This window comes from Testudinibacter sp. P80/BLE/0925, from assembly GCF_053570785.1.
The window spans coordinates 2,110,704-2,128,183 of the sequence record NZ_CM131636.1 but is presented as its reverse complement, the minus strand read 5'-3'; the positions used below and the strand labels follow the sequence as shown (position 1 = coordinate 2,128,183).

Here is a 17,480-nt window from a genome sequence, read left to right as displayed (position 1 = left end):
GCTCTCTTTTTCTATTTTATTCTTTAGCACGGTTCATTATATACGTTAGTGATTCACATTGCTTGAAAAAAAGCGTACACTGTAAACGTGACAATGTAACGTTTACAGCAGACATATCAGTAAAAGGGTGACAGGAATGAAATATCAAAAACTGGAAAATCAAGAAGCCAATTGGAAATGGTTATATTTGATCAAAAAAATCCGTAATGCCGAAAACATCACCCGTTATCAGGAAAAAAGCCTGCAAGACGAAAAAGAAAACGAATTATTGCAGTTGCAAAACTACCCGCTATTGATTGAGGCATGGGTTCAACAGCATTTGGCAACAGAATTGGTGGTGAAGCTCGATCAAGCGATCCGTGCGCGGCGTAAACGCTTTTTCAATGCCGAAAAACGCTCGACCAAGAAAAAATCGATTGATTTGGACTATGCGGTGTGGTCGCGCCTGTCGAAACATTCGCGCAAAATGCGTATGACCCTGTCGGAAACCATTATGTATATGATTGACGAAGCGGAAAACAAAGAGCTTTATGCCTCGCAAATGCACTTGATGAAGAAAAATTTAAAAGAGTTGCTTGAATAAGCAGCAAAAAACACCATTTATTTTAGGGAACATTTTGGCAAAGCAACTGTCTGATGTAAACGTTAGGCTTAACGATTAATGCGCACGGTGCAGATCTCACCGTTTGCGTTTAACACACTTTTTTATTTATAGAGATTGATTAAGATGAAAAAAAGCAAATTGATTCTATCCTCTGTTGTACTCGGACTCAGTTTATTCAACCTGCCGGCAGTGGCAAACACGGAAAACAGCGTCACCAGTCTGGCGGAAACCGTATCGCAAATACCGGCGTATACCCAACAAATGCCAAGCTTGGCGCCGATGTTGGAAAAAGTGCTGCCAAGCGTGGTTACCGTCAATGTATCCGGCAAACAACAGCAGCAAGACTCCCTGATTCCGGAAGAATTCCGTTTCTTCTTTGGGCGTGAGTTTGGCGATACCGCCCCGCGTGAATTCAAAGGCTTGGGTTCCGGCGTGATTATTGATGCGGAAAAAGGTTATGTGTTGACCAACAACCATGTGATTGATAAAGCAGACAATATTACCCTGACCTTGCACGACGGACGCGAGCTGAAAGCCAAATTACTCGGTGCCGACAGCCAATCCGATGTCGCCTTGCTGCAAATCGAAGAACCGAAAAACCTATCTGCGATTAAGTTGGCGGATTCGGACAAAATCCGGGTCGGCGATTACAGCGTGGCAATCGGCAACCCGTTCGGCTTAGGGCAGACCGTCACCTCCGGCATTGTTTCGGCATTAGGGCGCTCAATGGGCATGGATGGCGGCAGTTACGAAAACTATATCCAGACCGACGCAGCGGTGAACCGTGGTAACTCCGGCGGCGCGTTAGTTAATCTGCGCGGTGAATTAATCGGGATTAATACCGCGATTATCGCCCCAAGCGGCGGCAACGTCGGCATTGCCTTTGCGATTCCAAGCAATATGGCGAACAGCCTGGTCAAGCAAATCGTCGAATTCGGCGAAGTACGCCGCGGTATTTTAGGCATTAAAGGCGGTGAGCTGAGTGCGGATCTGGCGAAAGCCTTTGGCATTGATTCGCAAAAAGGGGCGTTCGTGAGCGAAGTATTGCCGAATTCCGCCGCCGATAAAGCCGGCTTGAAAGCCGGTGACGTGATTACCGAAATCAACGGACAACGGATTAACAGTTTCGCGGAATTGCGTGCCAAAATCGCCACCACCGGTGCCGGTAAAAACGTAAGTTTGACTTATCTGCGCGAAGGCAAAAGCGCTAAAACCGATGTGGTATTGCAATCGGACGAACAGGCGCAAACCAGTGCCAACAGTTTGATTCCGGGCTTAAGCGGCGCCGAGTTGGGCAACTACGATAAAGACGGACGCAAAGGGGTTGAAATCGTGAAAGTGGCGGAGAAATCCCCTGCCGAGCGACTGGGCTTGCAACCTGGCGATGTGATTGTTGGCGTCAACCGCCAAGCGGTCAGCAATATCGGCGAATTACGCAAAATTTTGGATAACAAACCGTCTGCCGTCGCTCTGAATATCACCCGTGGCAATAACAACTTCTACTTGTTGATTCCGTAAGTGCGGTTTGACCTCTCAAATACACTGAAAATCCCGATTTTTATCGGGATTTTTTTGTTTTAAACGCTTGCTTTCTTTTGCGCACCACCTAGAATGAAATCCCGTTGATTTTTTACATGAGGTTTTTATGGCTGATCCGCATATTCAATCGCCAATGGATTTTTGGGATTATCTGACTGTGATCCTGTATCGCTGCGGTTTTGTGCTTGCCGTGCCGTCGGTGGCGTTGTTGCCTTATTCTTTCGATTGGGCGGCAAAAGGCGTACTGTTGGCGGCGGTGTTATGTGCGTCTTCCTTACATATTTATCTGAAACATTTCCGCTTACTGCTGCAATTTGCCACTTGGGTCGCGGCAATCTGTTTTGTGCTGGATTGGCAATGGCTTGGGCTGGGTGCGGCGTTTTTTACTCTCGGCGGGCTCTGTTTTAAAGAGTATTTCTGCTTTCGCGTGTTCGGTTTGAATTTACAACCGCTCTTTTTCGCCTTTTTATGGTTGAGTTTAGTGGTGCACGCCATGCTTGTCAGCCAAATTCTCTCCGCTATCGCCACATTATTATTGTTAATTTTAAGCGTACAAAAATGGCGCATGCCGTTGCATTTCGATATCGGTGATAAAAGTAAATACCAAATTTAAAACGACGTTATTTAAACGCTTAAGGAAAGCCGATGACTGTGATTACCAACGTAACACAAATCAACCTCTACCCGATCAAATCCACCCGGCCGACAAGCGTGTCTAATGCGTTGGTTCAACCCTCCGGCTTAGAATTTGACCGCACTTTTATGTTGACCGAGCCCGATGGCAAATTCATCACCGCACGCAAAGACGGCGCTTTATTTGCCTTGACCGCACTTCCAACCGCACAAGGCTTATGGGTGCGGCATTCGGACGGCAGCTCGATTGAAGTGCGCTATACCGATTTCCAACGGCAAAACAGCTGCGAAGTCTGGGGCAACCATTTTGAGTCTCTGCTTGCAGCTGAACACATCAATCACTGGTTTAGTGAAAAATTACAAAGAACAGTGCAGCTACGTTGGACCGGCTTTGCTTCGCAGCGGCGGATTAAACGTTATCCCGAGCAAGCGCTGTCGTTCGCCGACGGTTATCCGTTATTACTGACCAATCTGCAATCCCTCGCCGCCGTACGGCAACACTGCCCTGTGGATGTGAACATGGCGCAATTCCGTGCCAATCTGGTGATCGACAATGCACCGGCGTTCAGTGAAAATCAGTGGCAACACATTCAGATCGGCGAAGTGCGGTTTATCAATGCCAAACCCTGTATCCGCTGTATGTTGACCACCCGCAATCCGCAAACCGCCGAACTGCAACCGAAAGCCGAACCGTTCCGCACCCTGAAAAAATATTTCGCCGATGCCGACGGGCAACCCGTGTTCGGCACCAATTTAGTGCCGCTCAACAGCGGGATAATCAAACTCGGCGATCCGTTGCTGGTGTTGGAATAAAGCGATTTCAAGTGCGGTTAAGCGACCGCACTTCTCTTTTTCCGAGTGCATTTTCTGTGCGCCTTTTCACAAAATTGACAATAAATATTTTTCGCTCGAATTTGCCCGATCCGCTCAACGCAAAGCCGGCTTGATGTTGCGTGCTGTCAATCTTTTTTGATCGGTTTTACTACAAATTTTATACTTGATCTTTCCGATTAAGCACATTATCTTGTAGCACGTCTTATATGGAATACTACATCTAGTGTTCAAATAAACATCATCGACGTATCAACCAAATTGATAACAAACAGGTAAGCAAATGAATAAAGCCTTGATGGTGACTAAGCGTGACGGACGCTTGGAACCGATTGATTTAGATAAAATTCACCGCGTTATTACATGGGCAGCCGAAGGCTTGGAAAATGTATCGGTCTCGCAAGTGGAATTGCGTTCACATATCCAATTTTACGAAGGTATTCGCACCTCCGATATCCATGAAACCATTATCAAGGCAGCCGCCGATTTAATCACCAAAGACGCCCCTGATTATCAATATCTGGCCGCGCGTTTATCGGTGTTTCATTTGCGCAAAAAAGCCTACGGCCACTTTGACCCGCCGCGCTTGTACGATCACGTGAAAAAATTGGTGCGTATGGGCAAATACGATGAAGCCTTGCTGACCGATTACAGCCGCGAAGAGTGGGATGAAATGGACGGTTTCCTCGACCATTGGCGCGATATGAATTTCTCCTATGCGGCGATGAAGCAACTGGAAGGCAAATACCTGGTGCAAAACCGTGTTACCGGTGAAATTTATGAATCGGCGCAGTTCTTGTATTTATTAGTTGCCGCTTGTTTATTCAGCCAATATCCGCAGGAAACCCGTTTGGATTTTGTACGCCGTTTCTACGACGCGACTTCAACTTTCAAAATTTCCCTGCCGACGCCGATTATGTCCGGCGTGCGTACTCCGACCCGTCAATTCAGCTCTTGTGTATTGATTGAGTGCGGTGACAGCTTGGATTCGATCAATGCCACCGCGGCCTCGATCGTTAAATATGTGTCGCAACGTGCCGGTATCGGGATCAACGCCGGTGCAATCCGTGCGCTCGGCAGCCCGATTCGTGGCGGGGAAGCGTTCCACACCGGTTGTATCCCGTTCTACAAACATTTCCAGACTGCGGTCAAATCTTGCTCGCAAGGCGGCGTACGCGGCGGCGCGGCAACGGTCTATTATCCGTTCTGGCATTTGGAAGTCGAAAGCCTGTTGGTATTAAAAAATAACCGCGGCGTAGAAGACAACCGCGTGCGCCATATGGACTACGGCGTGCAGCTCAACAAACTGATGTATCAGCGTTTGATTAAAAACGGCAATATTACCCTGTTCAGCCCGTCTGACGTGCCGGGCTTGTATGAAGCGTTTTTCGCCGATCAAGAACGTTTTGATGTGTTATATGAAAAATACGAAGCGGACGACAGCATTCGCAAACGCACGGTCAAAGCCAGCGAATTATTCTCGCTACTCATGCAGGAGCGCGCCTCGACCGGACGGATTTATATTCAAAACGTCGATCACTGCAACACCCATTCGCCGTTTGATCCGGCCGTTGCACCGGTGCGCCAATCTAACCTCTGTTTGGAAATTGCCTTGCCAACCAAACCGCTGGAACATTTCCATGATGAAAAAGGTGAAATCGCACTCTGTACCCTGTCTGCCTTTAACTTGGGCAGCATTGAGAACCTGGACGAACTGGAAGATCTGGCCGAGCTTGCGGTGCGCGCGTTGGATGCGCTGTTGGATTACCAAGACTACCCGATTAAAGCCGCGGAAATCGGTTCGATGGGGCGCCGTTCGTTGGGCGTCGGCGTGATTAACTATGCCTATTATTTGGCGAAAAACGGCGTGCGTTATTCCGACGGCAGTGCCAATGACCTCACCCACCGCACTTTTGAAGCGATTCAATACTATTTATTGAAAGCCTCGAATAAATTGGCGAAAGAGTTGGGACCGTGTAACTTCTTCAGCGAAACCACTTACGCCCAAGGCATTTTACCGATTGATACCTATAAAAAAGAGATCGACAACCTCACTCAAGAACCGCTGCATTACGATTGGGAAAGCTTGCGTCAAGAAATCAAAGAGCATGGCTTGCGCAACTCTACCCTGACCGCACTAATGCCGTCGGAAACCTCATCGCAGATTTCCAATGCCACCAACGGCATTGAACCGCCGCGCGGACACGTCAGTATCAAGGCGTCCAAAGACGGCATTTTGCGCCAAGTGGTGCCGGATTATGAAAATTTAAGCGAAAATTATGAGCTATTGTGGGATATTCCAAGCAATGACGGTTACTTACAGTTAGTCGGGATTATGCAGAAATTTGTCGATCAGGCAATTTCCGCCAATACCAACTACGATCCGCAGCGCTTTGAAGACGGAAAAGTGCCGATGAAACGTTTGTTGGGCGATTTATTGACGGCATATAAATATGGTTTAAAAACCCTGTATTATCAAAACACCCGCGACGGTGCGGACGATAATCAGGAGGATATTGATGACGGTTGCTCCGGCGGCGCGTGTAAAATTTAATTCAATTTGAGGTAAACTATGGCATATACCACGTTTTCACAAACAAAAAACAACCAACTATTAGAACCGATGTTTTTCGGGCAGAACGTCAACGTGGCACGTTACGATCAGCAAAAATACGAAACCTTTGAAAAACTGATCGAAAAACAACTGTCGTTTTTCTGGCGTCCCGAAGAGATCGACGTCTCGCAAGACCGTATCGATTATCAGGCGTTGCCGGAACATGAAAAACATATTTTTATCAGCAACTTAAAATATCAAACCTTGCTGGATTCGATTCAAGGACGCAGCCCGAACGTGGCGCTGCTGCCGGTGGTGTCGATTCCGGAATTGGAAACCTGGATTGAAACTTGGACATTCTCGGAAACCATTCACTCGCGTTCTTACACCCATATTATCCGTAATATCGTGAATGATCCGTCGGTGGTGTTTGATGACATCGTGACCAACGAAGAAATCATCAAACGCGCCAAGGATATTTCGATTTATTATGATGATTTTATCCGCGACACCCAGCTTTACACCCTGTACGGCGAAGGCACTTATACCGTAGACGGCAAAGAATGTAACGTGTCTCTGCGCAGTTTGAAAAAACAACTTTATCTGTGCTTGATGAGCGTCAATGCGTTGGAAGCGATTCGTTTCTACGTTTCGTTCGCTTGTTCGTTTGCTTTTGCCGAGCGTAATTTGATGGAAGGCAACGCCAAAATCATCAAATTTATCGCGCGCGATGAAGCCTTGCACTTAACCGGTACGCAACATATTTTAAATATTATGGCGTCAGGGCAAGACGATCCGGAAATGGGCGAAATTGTCGAAGAATGCAAACAAGAAGCCTACGATCTGTTCGTCGCGGCGGCGGAACAAGAAAAAGAGTGGGCGGATTATCTATTCAAAGACGGCTCAATGATCGGCTTGAACAAAGATATTCTGTGCCAATATGTGGAATATATCACCAATATCCGTATGCAGGCGGTCGGCTTGCCGTTGCCGTTCCAAGCACGCTCGAATCCGATTCCGTGGATCAATGCGTGGCTAGTTTCCGACAACGTGCAGGTTGCGCCGCAAGAGGTGGAAGTCAGCTCGTATCTGGTCGGACAGATCGACTCTAAAATTGACGCCGATGATTTTGGCGATTTTAACTTGTAATCGTTGATTAGATTAAGATAAAAAAGGCGGATTTTATCCGCTTTTTCTTTCCCATATCGTATGAAAATATACCAAATCACGCTCCCCCGACAACAACGTACCATCCAACACGATAACCGCACTTCGCTGTTAGAAAGCTTGGAAAAGTGCGGTATTACGCATGAATACCAATGCCGTTCCGGCTATTGCGGCTCGTGTCGCGTGAAGTTGCTCCGTGGCAAAGTGAGTTATGCGGAAACGCCATTGGCGTTTTTATCCGCCAATGAGATTCTGTTGTGTTGCTGCAAGGTGGAAAGTGATTTGGAAATTGAATTTTAACCGTTTAAATCACGACGGTATTAATCTGATATTCTTCTAATTTCAATTCCAACCGATCGCCTTCTTTCAACTCGCCAACTCCCTGCGGGGTGCCGGTCAGCACAATATCACCTTTCTGTAAGGTGAAAAAACGGCTGGCGTAACTGATTAGTTGCGGAATGGAATGCATCATCTGCGATGATTTGCCTTTTTGGCGGATTTCCCCATTCACACTTAAGCTGAAACGGATTTTATCCCAATCCGGAACTTGCGCGACGGGGACAAAATGTGAGATCGGACAGGAATTATCAAAGCCTTTGGCTTTCGCCCACGGCCAGCCTTTTTGTTTGCATTCCTGTTGCATATCGCGCAACGTGAGATCGAGCGCAACGGCGAAACCGACCACCGCACTTTTCACCTGTCCCGGCGAGGCATCGGTTAAGATCGATCCAATTAGAACGGCAATTTCCAATTCATGGTCGACCCGCCCCCATTTTTTCGGAATCAAAATCGGGCGACTTAGAGAACAAAGTGCGGTACTCGGCTTCAAAAAAAGCAAGGGTTCTTCTATCACGGGATTATTCATCTCCTTGATATGCCCAATATAATTGCGTCCGACGCAAACCACTTTACTCACCGGTAAATCCAAGGTACTGCCTTTAATATCTTGGTGCTGATACATTACAACCTCCTTTGCCCGAATTTGTCTATTTTTAACACATTACTCCAAAAGATTGAAGTTTTTTATTGCCCCACCTGCCGGGCAATGCGATCGGCAAACATGCCGATACTGATCGCAAAATAATTGGAGTTATTCCAATTAAGTAAAGTGCGGTAGTTATTCGTGACCAAGAATGCTCTGCCGACCTCTTTATTCGGGCGCACCAGCCATAAATCCGTATTTGACAACTGCTGCCAGCGTTGCATATCGGCGGTGCTGTAATTTTTCAGACGCACCCCCATTGCCTGCCAAGTGGATAACCGGCGTTTTTTATTGTTCTCGACACCGGCAACATCCAGTGACATCGGTTCATCCAATTGCACTTCAACGCCCCATGGCAAGTTTTTATTCCAGCCGACGGTGGATAAATAATTGGCAATCGAAGCAAACACATCGTACTGGTTCTTCCAAATATCTTTGCTGCCGTCACCGTCAGCATCCACGGCATAACGCAAAAACGAGGTCGGCATAAATTGCGACTGCCCCATTGCGCCCGCCCAAGAGCCTTTCATCCGCTCACGGCTAATCACATCTTGTTGCAAAATTTTCAGCGCATTGATGTATTCTTGGCTGAATAGCTTTTCGCGCCGTCCGTCAAATGCCAAGGTTGCCAACACGGATAATACGTCATAATTGCCTTGATAATAACCGAAGCTACTTTCCATGCCCCATAGCGCCATAATGTAATTATTCGGCACTCCGTATTCCTTGCTCGCCTGATTTAACGCCGGCAATTGTTCCCAATAGCGCTTGGCGGCAATATCGACTTTTTGCTGGGTCAGTACCCGATTGAGATAATTGGTCACGCCGTTCGGATTGGGGGCTGCCGGGGTATCACGATTGCGCTGTGCCCGTTCCGCTTGGCTATTATCCAGTTCGACCGCTTTGGCAATATAATTCACGCCTTGCCCTTTCTGTGCAATCGTGCGCGGACTCACCCCTTCCGCTACCGCTCTTTGCTCCAGATAGTTGACGTAATCCTGAAAATTATTCACGCTGCGCGGTTTGCTATACGGTTGTCCATTATAACTGCCGCTTGAACTACAGGCACTCAACAAAAGTGCCAAACAACCGAGGGGAAGTATTTTTTTAAACATCTGCTTTCCTATTTTGTAACTTAAATTGTTCTAACAAATTTTCTTCCTGCCGTGGCATTTGCAAATAAAACCCCTGTTTTTGAATTTGCCGTGATACCGTTTGCTTGTCCGCCAATGCCAACGGTTTTTCACCGTTTAGATTAAATAACATCAATAATTCCTCTTGCCCGAAGCGTTGTAATAACGCCGGCGGCACTGCGGAAAAATCCCCGCGCTTGGCAATGTACAAATACATGCCCGCGTGGCGCCGGCTTTTATAAATGGCAGATAACATATTGGCTGTTCCCCGTGAATTTAAATGAGACATTATACGAAATTTATACTATTATCAGAATATTAAATTCACATAAAATGACAAAGTGCACATGGCAAAAGATATTATCGAATTACACACCGGGCAATTTTCTTCTATTCTGATTACCATCAACAGCTCCAGCTTGGTCGCAATAAAAAAAGCGCTGACGAATAAAGTCAAAAAATCCCCGTTATTTTTCCAGAATGTCCCCGTTATCCTGCAATTTAATGAATTTTTATCAAAAATCGATTTGCTGAAACTCCAGCAATTACTGACCGAAGCCGGCATTAATCTGATCGGGGTGAGTAATTGGCAGAATAATTTGGAAAAAGAATTGGTATTAAGCTATAACTTGCCCGCATTAGGCAAAAGCACCAGTTTGGATGATATTATGCCGCAATTCCGCTATGTGAAACCCAAAATCATTGCGCACTCGGTGGCAAGCGGGCAAACGATTTATGCTAAAAACAGCGATTTAATTATTCATGGCGATGTGGCACAAGGCGCAGAAATTGCGGCGGATGGCAACATTCATATTTACGGCAAACTGCTTGGGCGCGCGATGGCAGGCGTAAATGCCAAGGGCACGGATTTTGCTATTTACACCCAACATCTTGAGGCGGAGTTTATCTCGGTTTGCCAACGTTTTGTATATAAAGAACAAATTCCGATTGATTATCTATTGCAAGCGGCACGGATTGAAGTCAAAGCCAACGCTTTAGCCTATTTTCATATTCGTTAAGCAAAAAAGTGCGGTCGACAAACCGCACTTTGGTGAATTAACGCATTTCCAATTCCACATCGCTAAAGAGTTTCTGAATTGCACTATTGTTGGGCAGTTTCTCCGCTTGTTCAACCATTGAACGGGTGAGATGTTCGGAAAAATAATTAATGAAGTCATACATATAATGGCGTAAAAACGAACCGCGCTTGAATGCGATTTGTGTACTGCTCGGTTTAAACAAATGCGCCCCGTCAATTGCAATCAAGTCGCCGTCCTCTTGGGTGTGCGCCATTGAAGCCATAATACCCACGCCTAGCCCCAAACGGACATAGGTTTTAATCACATCGGCGTCGGTGGCGGTGAAGACGATATTCGGCAAAATACCGCTGCTACTGAAGGCTTGCGACAAATCCGAAGCGCCGGTAAAACCAAAGGTGTAAGTCACTAGCGGATATTTCCCCAACTCTTCAATCGTCAGATTGTTACAACTCGCCAATGGATGATCTTTTGTTACAATCACCGAACGGTTCCAGTTATAACACGGCAGCAACACCACGCCTTCAAACAGGTATTGCGCCTCGGTGGTAATCGCCAAATCGACCTCGCCGGACAACAACGCATCGTAAATCTGGCTCGGTGAACCTTGATGAATTTGCAGGCTGACATCAGGATAACGTTTCAGAAAACGTTCAACCACGCTCGGCAGAACATAACGCGCTTGCGTGTTGGTGGTCGCAATGCGCAACACGCCATGATCAGGGCGGGTGAATTCATCGGCAATCGCTTTGATACTCTGCGTTTTCGCCAACAATTCGCGCGCAATCGCGATAATTTTACGCCCTTCGCTGGTGATACTTTTAATATGCTTGCCGTTACGCTCAAAAATTTCCAACCCCAATTCTTGTTCCAATAACCGCACTTGCTTACTGATCCCCGGCTGCGACGTATAAAGCGCTTCGGCGGCATCGGTAATGTTCAGATTTTGATTGGCGATTTCGACAATATAGCGTAATTGTTGAATTTTCATGCTGCAACTTCCTGTTTCTAATAGGCTTAACGTTCGTTACGCTGGCGACGGCTGCTGCTCGGCGTCGAAAAGCGTTTCACCGCTTTACGGATTTTCGCGGTTTTCATGCGGCGGCGTTGCGTGTGCTGTTCGATTTTGCTTTCGGTTTCCGGCGCCAATCCAACCAAATCACGCAGATAATTCACTTCCGGCAACGCCATTTCCTGCCAGCCACCGCGCGGCAGTTGTTTGGATAAGGTGATATTGCCGTAACGAATACGAATCAAACGGCTGACTTGAATTCCTTGCGATTCCCATAAGCGGCGTACTTCGCGATTGCGTCCTTCGGTTAAGGTCACATCAAACCATTGGTTAATCCCCTGCCCGCCGCCGCTTTTAATCATTTTGAATTTCGCCGGACCGTCTTCCAACTGCACGCCTTTACGCAAGCGGAATAACATCGATTCATCCACTTCGCCGAACACGCGCACCGAATATTCGCGTTCGATTTCACGGCTCGGGTGCATTAGGCGGTTTGCCAGTTCGCCGTCGGTGGTGAACAACATCAAGCCGGAGGTATTGATGTCCAAACGACCGACCGCAATCCAACGGCTGCCGTTCAAACGCGGCAAGCGATCAAACACGGTGGCGCGACCTTCCGGATCGTGGCGGGTGCACAATTCCCCTTCCGGTTTATAATACATCAACACCCGACAAACCTGCTTTTGCACGCTGTTTAAATTGATCAACTTCCCGTCGATACGGATTTTCGTATCGGTGCCGAGCTCAATTCGATCGCCCAGTGTCGCCATTTGCCCGTTTACGCTAACACGGTTTTCGGCAATGATGGCTTCGATTTCACGGCGTGAGCCCTGCCCGGCTTGGGCTAAAATTTTTTGTAACTTTTCACCGACGACTTTCGTTTTGGGATTATTGGCTTTGGTTGCTGCTTTTGTCGTGTTAACCGCACTTTGGGCTGCCACCGGCTGTGTTTTTTTCGCAGACCCTTTTTTCTCACTCAACGTGCGGTTGCCCGGCTTGCGTAAGGCGCTATTATTGCCTCGACTGGTTTTTTTATCACTCGCTTGTGTGCCGCCCGCTACATTACTGCGGCTTGAGCTAAATTTTTTTTCTGATTTCATCTATTCCTCGTTGTCACCCTCACGGGTGTCAGATTATGGGGTTATGCAAACGGTGCGACCGAGCCATTGCCGACGCGAATCACTTGCGGTGTGTCATCCGTCAAATCAATCACGGTGGTTGGCTTCTGCCCTAAATAACCGCCGTTAATAATCAAATCGACCTGTTTTTCCAAACGATCGCGAATCTCTTCCGGATCATATTGGGTTTCATCCTCGCCCGGTAAAATCAATGAACAGGATAAAATCGGCTCGCCCAATTCGGACAGCAAACTCAGTGCGATTTTATTGTCCGGCACGCGAATGCCGATGGTTTTACGTTTTGATGTCATCAAACGCCGCGGCACTTCTTTGGTGGCGGTCAGAATAAAAGTGTAATGCCCCGGCGTATTGTTTTTAATCAGACGGTATGCCACATTACTCACCACCGCATAATTCGACAATTCTGATAAATCACTGCACACCAAAGTAAAATTATGCCCTTCCGGCAATTGACGGATCTCGACAATCCGATCCATTGCGTGTTTTTCGCCGATCATACAACCTAATGCATAGCCGGAATCGGTCGGATACACAATCACCCCGCCGCTGCGCAGAATTTCAATCGCTTGCTTAATCAAACGCGGCTGCGGATTATCCGGATGCACGTAAAAAAACTGACTCATTGACTTCTTCTCTATTTGACTAATGACACCCCAATTTACAGGCGGGATTATACGCCATATAACTAAAAATAATAAGCGCTTTTCGGATTTTTGCATATCATGTCGCAAATTGCTATAACCACTGCCGTAACCGCCACTATCGCTTGTTTGTCCGCCAAGTCTATTTCAAAAATACCTTTTAATTAAAACCAACCTTAAAATTGTTGCAGGAAATTAGACTATTACAGCTTATTTGAAACCCCCTAACAGGGCGCTTTAACAAAATATTTCCTAAAAACACATTTATTGCAATGAAAAGCATGGTGCGTATAATGAACCCAATGTAGGATGAAAGTTTCAATCCTATCCAGAGCAATAACGCACAGGGGAAATGTTATGCAAGGAACTCAAGCAAAAGTACAGCCGAAGCAGACGACCGTTCAAGAAAAAATCTTATCGGTTTTCGAACAATCTTTGACGGAAGAACAACGTTTTTTACAAGAAGTGATGACAGGAAAAATCAAACTCACTCCACACGATGAAGTAATGGAAAAACTTGAATTTGTCTTGAAAAATGGACTGCAACGAAAATGAAGCTAGATTACCTTGTGTTTTGGTCAGAGCGAGCCGAGGCTAAACTTCTAGACAAGGCTGATTACATCTACAATGACAGCCAAAACGACAGTATCGCTAATGACTTCTTAGAGATTATGCGTTCTACCGCGGAAAAACTAAGTTTCGTTGCATCTGCTTATGCTGACGGAAAATTCCATATTTATCCCCTAAAATATGGACATGCTGTGAAATTTATTGTCGTTGGCGATGTTGTAATTATTGCGGATTTTCACCCAAAAGGTTCAAACTTGCATTAATAGATTGGCTCCATGATAGCACAAGTTATCACTTTTTTCTTGATTACAAATCTATAGTGAGCCACTAAACAGCCACCCGTGGCAAAATTGGAAAGTTAGAACGGCAAATTACAGACATAAAAAAAGCCGTATAAAATGACTATCTTATTGATTTTATTGCTAACTTGTAATGGTGCCCGAGGGCGGACTTGAACCGCCACGACTCGAAAGTCGAGGGATTTTAAATCCCTTGGATGACATTGCTTATTTTTTGGTATCCAATCAATATTTAACTTTTAGACACAGAATGATCCTTGGCCAAGTTACAAGGATCTACTGGCGTATCATTCTACCCCTTTTATCTTGTATGTAAAGTCTATATCGCACAAGAGCGACTAAAAAAGTTGTTCTAGATCACATTTTTAACCAAAAACTCAATATATTGAACATAAAAAAGATGCGATACTTTCCAAGGCATCACATCTACACCCATTTTTTACAACCGTTCTACACAATCTCTTAGCATATCGACATCATGTTCGATGTACTCTAATGTCGTTTTGATATTTTTATGCCCAAGGAGCTTCTGGGTAACGTATAAATTTTGTTCTGGATTTCGCATTAAGTTCGTTGCAACCGTATGCCTAAACCGATGCGGTGAAATACCAAAATCTGTTCTCTCATAGAGTTTTTTAAATAAATGAGAAAGCTGATTATCATTCATATCCGAACCTCTGCGTTTTGTCGTAAAACAATAACGGTTGATATTAAATAATTGAGCATTCGAGGGTAAGTTAATTTTCTTTGCTTCATTTATGATTTTTTCTAAATGCGGATATAATTTTGCCGAAATAGGGACAATATGCTCATCATGATTTTTACTTGCTTTAGAAGCAAGAAAGATTGTTCTTTTCTGTAGATTAATATCATTCAAGGTCAGCTTTAAAAGCTGGCTACGGCGTATAGCTGTATATCTAAATACCGCGATAATGGAGTTTATAAACCAACTTGGCTGTAGATAAGGTGGTAAATCATGAGAATTTAATAACCGTTCAAGGTTATGCAGTTTATCATCATCTAATATTTTGCGTATTTTTTTACCCTCAGGTATTGTTTTTCCGCAAAACGGATTCACTGTCATAGTAATTAACTCTTTTTTCATGGCAAAATAAAGTAAGGCTTTGCAATGTCGAACATAGTTATTCCAAGTAACCGGCTTTACTCTATGCAATGCTTCATTACGCCACTCAATAATAAAGTCTTCAGTGATTTGGTGTGGGAGAATGTCAGGTGCATATTTTAATAGCTGATTTATCGCTTTTTTATAGCAAGATTCAGTATCCGCTCTTAGCACTTTATAAAAAAAATTTGGCTAACAATTGTTTAAATGTGAGATCATTCATGTGATACCTCTTTTAATTTTAAATATAAATTATCAAAACAAGGTCTATCGCCGAATAACATTCGTAAATCGTCGATAAGATATCCCTTAAGTTCTGTCGTTTTGTGAGGCCCCACGATCTGACAAGTCCAAATATTCAACCCTTCAGGTGATTTTTTCTTATGTATTCCTAATCTTTGGAAGCGTTTTTGAAGCTCCCGCCAAACCTCCTTATCTCCTGTTTCAAATTTTTCTCGAATATATCGTTTAAAAATACCGGGCGATACAATAAAAGCATGTTGCTCAACAATGTGAATAACTGAGTTAGTACGATTGATCGATAATTTCTCAAGGATTATTCCTTGTTTTATCCACTCAACAAAATCTGTTGGATTAATATCAAGTTCTTTAATATCATTCGAACCTATAATGCTTTTATTTTGTTCTATTTCATCAATTACCCCTCTATCTAGTTGGTTATTAGGTTTTTCTGCTGGAAGTTGCTCAATATTATTAAATAAGTTCATTGTAAAATCAATATCATCTAGAACAGCATTTTGAGTTTGAATTTTTGGTTCATTTGGCTCAGCTTCAGTTGTGTCTGACACTTGCGATATAGCAGTTAAGCCTTGTGAATCGCTTTCTATGACTTGAGCTGTTATTATGTTTTGAGCTGGCTCTTTTTCTTGCATTTTAGCTATATCAATTTCAACAATACCATCAAAAACTGTAGGACGTTGCTCAATATTTTCCCAGATAAGGCTTGGTGTAATTTTAAGAAGCGTAAAGGTATTTGCTGGCTTCCAGCCAGCATTAGATTGAATACGACATACCCAAATCGCCGTATTCGCCGGCGTTGCTTCTAAAATACCATGCGCCTGCATTTCATCAAATATTCTTCCATTTTGCATAGGAACACTAATGCCTTGTTGCATAAGATAAGACCGGACTTTATCCGTTACACTTTTACTCATTAGCCAAAGGGCTTCATCGGTAAGCCAGCCGTCTGAACCACCTTGAGGTGAATTTAATTTTAAGTCCTTTTCTAATAAGTGACGTAGTGCAATGATAAATTGTTTCGGAAGAGATTGCTGAGGCTGTTGCTGAACTTTCGTAATATCGCCGCCAAGATAATGTGCAACACTAGCTTGGTCTGCTTTTTGTATAATTTCGCCTAGAATACCGGCTTTATCATAGTGTCCAGACATTAAATAAGCGAGAGATGAGAATGCATCTGGATATTTTGCTAACCAATTGAAGGCAATAGGCGGTATTAATTTTGTTGCAATCATTGTTCCTAATACTGGATGGAGTTTATAATCACGTCCTTTGATATACTTAAAGCGGTAAGATTGCTCCAGTTTATCTAACCACGGATACCAACGCCCATTTTCTGTTTCAATTTCAATATCGACTGCAATTTTGCCAATGTCATGTGTAAGTGCGCCGTAAATAGCTGCAGCAGTCCAAACTTCACTTTGCTTTGCTTGATCTTCTGGTGCAGAATTAAGCGGTAATAAATAATTTTGGCGCAATTTAGCCGCAATACTGATAACTTCTAAGCCGTGGTCGAGCATTCCACCATGGTGTGAATGGTGATGGTTTTCAGATGCGGGAAAAAGTTGCACCAGTTCGGCATAACGTTCAATCGGTATTTTAAATAATTGATTAAACATCTCCTCTGACATAGAGACTTTTTGATAAATAATCGTTAATAATTTTTTCCTCAAAGGGGTGTTTAATAATTCTGCTGCAGATTGTGGTATTAGCCAACCGTCTGAATTATCGCCTAATCGATTATCTTCAATTATATTCTTTTTTTTAATTTTAAATTTAAAAAATCTTGATAGCATATTGAGACCTAATGATTAATCTACGATAGGATTTATAATAACTGACAGCCTTTTCTCGTTATTACCTTTTTCTGATCCTTTTCTTTATTTTGAAAATCCTTTTTCGGGTAAGCCCGTTTCCCTTGGAAACGGTTACCCTTATCTTTCCCCTTTCCTTTTCCC

General features: G+C 44.5%; 18 protein-coding genes and 1 tRNA gene. 10 read left to right on the top strand and 9 right to left on the bottom strand.

Annotated elements, in window-relative coordinates; all coding sequences use genetic code 11:
- Positions 1–136: 136 nt before the first annotated feature.
- The 7 genes from matP (at position 137) to yfaE (ending at position 7,628) form a co-directional block, all read left to right on the top strand.
- The gene (gene matP / locus ACWA5Z_RS10330; RefSeq protein WP_431052074.1) at positions 137–583 is read left to right on the top strand and encodes a macrodomain Ter protein MatP; all 447 of its coding nucleotides are present in this window, start codon (positions 137–139) and stop codon (positions 581–583) included.
- Positions 584–727: 144 nt separating this feature from the next.
- Positions 728–2,122: a Do family serine endopeptidase gene (locus tag ACWA5Z_RS10325; RefSeq protein WP_431052072.1), complete on the top strand. Its 1,395-nt coding sequence runs from the start codon at positions 728–730 to the stop codon at positions 2,120–2,122.
- Positions 2,123–2,249: 127 nt separating this feature from the next.
- Positions 2,250–2,756: a DUF2301 domain-containing membrane protein gene (locus ACWA5Z_RS10320; protein ID WP_431052070.1), complete on the top strand. Its 507-nt coding sequence runs from the start codon at positions 2,250–2,252 to the stop codon at positions 2,754–2,756.
- A 32-nt stretch (positions 2,757–2,788) separates the two neighbouring features.
- Positions 2,789–3,589, top strand: coding sequence for an MOSC domain-containing protein (locus ACWA5Z_RS10315; protein WP_431052068.1), 801 nt, complete (start codon positions 2,789–2,791; stop codon positions 3,587–3,589).
- A gap of 301 nt (positions 3,590–3,890) precedes the next feature.
- Positions 3,891–6,161, top strand: coding sequence for a class 1a ribonucleoside-diphosphate reductase subunit alpha (gene nrdA, locus ACWA5Z_RS10310; RefSeq protein ID WP_431052066.1), 2,271 nt, complete (start codon positions 3,891–3,893; stop codon positions 6,159–6,161).
- 18 nt (positions 6,162–6,179) lie between these two features.
- Positions 6,180–7,310, top strand: a complete 1,131-nt coding sequence (nrdB, locus tag ACWA5Z_RS10305; protein ID WP_431052064.1) for a class Ia ribonucleoside-diphosphate reductase subunit beta — start codon at positions 6,180–6,182, stop codon at positions 7,308–7,310.
- A gap of 60 nt (positions 7,311–7,370) precedes the next feature.
- Positions 7,371–7,628: a class I ribonucleotide reductase maintenance protein YfaE gene (gene yfaE / locus ACWA5Z_RS10300; RefSeq protein WP_431052062.1), complete on the top strand. Its 258-nt coding sequence runs from the start codon at positions 7,371–7,373 to the stop codon at positions 7,626–7,628.
- Between the two features lie 4 nt (positions 7,629–7,632).
- On the opposite strand, the gene ACWA5Z_RS10295 is transcribed toward yfaE, so the two are convergent.
- From ACWA5Z_RS10295 to ACWA5Z_RS10285, 3 genes are all read right to left on the bottom strand, one after another.
- The gene (locus tag ACWA5Z_RS10295) at positions 7,633–8,289 is read right to left on the bottom strand and encodes a fumarylacetoacetate hydrolase family protein (protein ID WP_431052060.1); all 657 of its coding nucleotides are present in this window, start codon (positions 8,287–8,289) and stop codon (positions 7,633–7,635) included.
- 62 nt (positions 8,290–8,351) lie between these two features.
- Positions 8,352–9,425, bottom strand: a complete 1,074-nt coding sequence (locus ACWA5Z_RS10290; protein WP_431052058.1) for a lytic murein transglycosylase — start codon at positions 9,423–9,425, stop codon at positions 8,352–8,354.
- Positions 9,418–9,699: a YcgL domain-containing protein gene (locus ACWA5Z_RS10285; RefSeq protein WP_431052056.1), complete on the bottom strand. Its 282-nt coding sequence runs from the start codon at positions 9,697–9,699 to the stop codon at positions 9,418–9,420. The genes ACWA5Z_RS10290 and ACWA5Z_RS10285 overlap by 8 nt, the downstream gene beginning before the upstream one ends.
- A gap of 91 nt (positions 9,700–9,790) precedes the next feature.
- Here ACWA5Z_RS10285 and minC point away from each other — a divergent pair, with 91 nt between their 5' ends.
- Positions 9,791–10,462 carry a septum site-determining protein MinC gene (gene minC / locus ACWA5Z_RS10280; RefSeq protein WP_431052054.1) on the top strand — a complete coding sequence of 224 codons (672 nt, stop codon included), beginning with the start codon at positions 9,791–9,793 and terminating at the stop codon, positions 10,460–10,462.
- A gap of 37 nt (positions 10,463–10,499) precedes the next feature.
- On the opposite strand, the gene cysB is transcribed toward minC, so the two are convergent.
- The 3 genes from cysB to ACWA5Z_RS10265 are packed head-to-tail and all read right to left on the bottom strand — an operon-like array spanning position 10,500 to position 13,254.
- Positions 10,500–11,471 carry an HTH-type transcriptional regulator CysB gene (gene cysB, locus ACWA5Z_RS10275; protein ID WP_449343099.1) on the bottom strand — a complete coding sequence of 324 codons (972 nt, stop codon included), beginning with the start codon at positions 11,469–11,471 and terminating at the stop codon, positions 10,500–10,502.
- Positions 11,472–11,497: 26 nt separating this feature from the next.
- Positions 11,498–12,592 (bottom strand): 23S rRNA pseudouridine(2605) synthase RluB, encoded by a 1,095-nt coding sequence (gene rluB, locus ACWA5Z_RS10270; RefSeq protein WP_431052050.1) that lies wholly within the window; start codon positions 12,590–12,592, stop codon positions 11,498–11,500.
- A 41-nt stretch (positions 12,593–12,633) separates the two neighbouring features.
- On the bottom strand, positions 12,634–13,254 hold the full coding sequence (locus ACWA5Z_RS10265; protein ID WP_431052048.1) for an L-threonylcarbamoyladenylate synthase: 621 nt from the start codon (positions 13,252–13,254) through the stop codon (positions 12,634–12,636).
- A 375-nt stretch (positions 13,255–13,629) separates the two neighbouring features.
- Between ACWA5Z_RS10265 and ACWA5Z_RS10260 the strand changes: the two genes are divergently transcribed.
- Positions 13,630–13,827 carry a hypothetical protein gene (locus tag ACWA5Z_RS10260; RefSeq protein WP_431052046.1) on the top strand — a complete coding sequence of 66 codons (198 nt, stop codon included), beginning with the start codon at positions 13,630–13,632 and terminating at the stop codon, positions 13,825–13,827.
- Positions 13,824–14,105, top strand: a complete 282-nt coding sequence (locus ACWA5Z_RS10255; protein WP_431052044.1) for a type II toxin-antitoxin system RelE/ParE family toxin — start codon at positions 13,824–13,826, stop codon at positions 14,103–14,105. Before ACWA5Z_RS10260 ends, ACWA5Z_RS10255 begins: the two co-directional genes overlap by 4 nt.
- Before the next feature lie 170 nt (positions 14,106–14,275).
- Here ACWA5Z_RS10255 and ACWA5Z_RS10250 read toward each other — a convergent pair.
- The 3 genes from ACWA5Z_RS10250 to mobH form a co-directional block, all read right to left on the bottom strand.
- Positions 14,276–14,425 (bottom strand) — tRNA-Leu (locus tag ACWA5Z_RS10250).
- Positions 14,426–14,580: 155 nt separating this feature from the next.
- The gene (locus tag ACWA5Z_RS10245; protein WP_431052042.1) at positions 14,581–15,225 is read right to left on the bottom strand and encodes a tyrosine-type recombinase/integrase; all 645 of its coding nucleotides are present in this window, start codon (positions 15,223–15,225) and stop codon (positions 14,581–14,583) included.
- A gap of 254 nt (positions 15,226–15,479) precedes the next feature.
- On the bottom strand, positions 15,480–17,318 hold the full coding sequence (gene mobH / locus ACWA5Z_RS10240) for a MobH family relaxase (RefSeq protein WP_431052040.1): 1,839 nt from the start codon (positions 17,316–17,318) through the stop codon (positions 15,480–15,482).
- Positions 17,319–17,480 lie beyond the last annotated feature (162 nt).

What these genes read in the sequence shown, in the direction of transcription:
- matP (WP_431052074.1), top strand. Translation starts at nt 137, where the DNA reads ATGAAATATCAAAAACTGGAAAATCAAGAAGCCAATTGGAAATGGTTA.
- ACWA5Z_RS10325 (WP_431052072.1), top strand. Translation starts at nt 728, where the DNA reads ATGAAAAAAAGCAAATTGATTCTATCCTCTGTTGTACTCGGACTCAGT.
- ACWA5Z_RS10320 (WP_431052070.1), top strand. Translation starts at nt 2,250, where the DNA reads ATGGCTGATCCGCATATTCAATCGCCAATGGATTTTTGGGATTATCTG.
- ACWA5Z_RS10315 (WP_431052068.1), top strand. Translation starts at nt 2,789, where the DNA reads ATGACTGTGATTACCAACGTAACACAAATCAACCTCTACCCGATCAAA.
- nrdA (WP_431052066.1), top strand. Translation starts at nt 3,891, where the DNA reads ATGAATAAAGCCTTGATGGTGACTAAGCGTGACGGACGCTTGGAACCG.
- nrdB (WP_431052064.1), top strand. Translation starts at nt 6,180, where the DNA reads ATGGCATATACCACGTTTTCACAAACAAAAAACAACCAACTATTAGAA.
- yfaE (WP_431052062.1), top strand. Translation starts at nt 7,371, where the DNA reads ATGAAAATATACCAAATCACGCTCCCCCGACAACAACGTACCATCCAA.
- ACWA5Z_RS10295 (WP_431052060.1), bottom strand. Translation starts at nt 8,289, where the DNA reads ATGTATCAGCACCAAGATATTAAAGGCAGTACCTTGGATTTACCGGTG.
- ACWA5Z_RS10290 (WP_431052058.1), bottom strand. Translation starts at nt 9,425, where the DNA reads ATGTTTAAAAAAATACTTCCCCTCGGTTGTTTGGCACTTTTGTTGAGT.
- ACWA5Z_RS10285 (WP_431052056.1), bottom strand. Translation starts at nt 9,699, where the DNA reads ATGTTATCTGCCATTTATAAAAGCCGGCGCCACGCGGGCATGTATTTG.
- minC (WP_431052054.1), top strand. Translation starts at nt 9,791, where the DNA reads ATGGCAAAAGATATTATCGAATTACACACCGGGCAATTTTCTTCTATT.
- cysB (WP_449343099.1), bottom strand. Translation starts at nt 11,471, where the DNA reads ATGAAAATTCAACAATTACGCTATATTGTCGAAATCGCCAATCAAAAT.
- rluB (WP_431052050.1), bottom strand. Translation starts at nt 12,592, where the DNA reads ATGAAATCAGAAAAAAAATTTAGCTCAAGCCGCAGTAATGTAGCGGGC.
- ACWA5Z_RS10265 (WP_431052048.1), bottom strand. Translation starts at nt 13,254, where the DNA reads ATGAGTCAGTTTTTTTACGTGCATCCGGATAATCCGCAGCCGCGTTTG.
- ACWA5Z_RS10260 (WP_431052046.1), top strand. Translation starts at nt 13,630, where the DNA reads ATGCAAGGAACTCAAGCAAAAGTACAGCCGAAGCAGACGACCGTTCAA.
- ACWA5Z_RS10255 (WP_431052044.1), top strand. Translation starts at nt 13,824, where the DNA reads ATGAAGCTAGATTACCTTGTGTTTTGGTCAGAGCGAGCCGAGGCTAAA.
- ACWA5Z_RS10245 (WP_431052042.1), bottom strand. Translation starts at nt 15,225, where the DNA reads ATGACAGTGAATCCGTTTTGCGGAAAAACAATACCTGAGGGTAAAAAA.
- mobH (WP_431052040.1), bottom strand. Translation starts at nt 17,318, where the DNA reads ATGCTATCAAGATTTTTTAAATTTAAAATTAAAAAAAAGAATATAATT.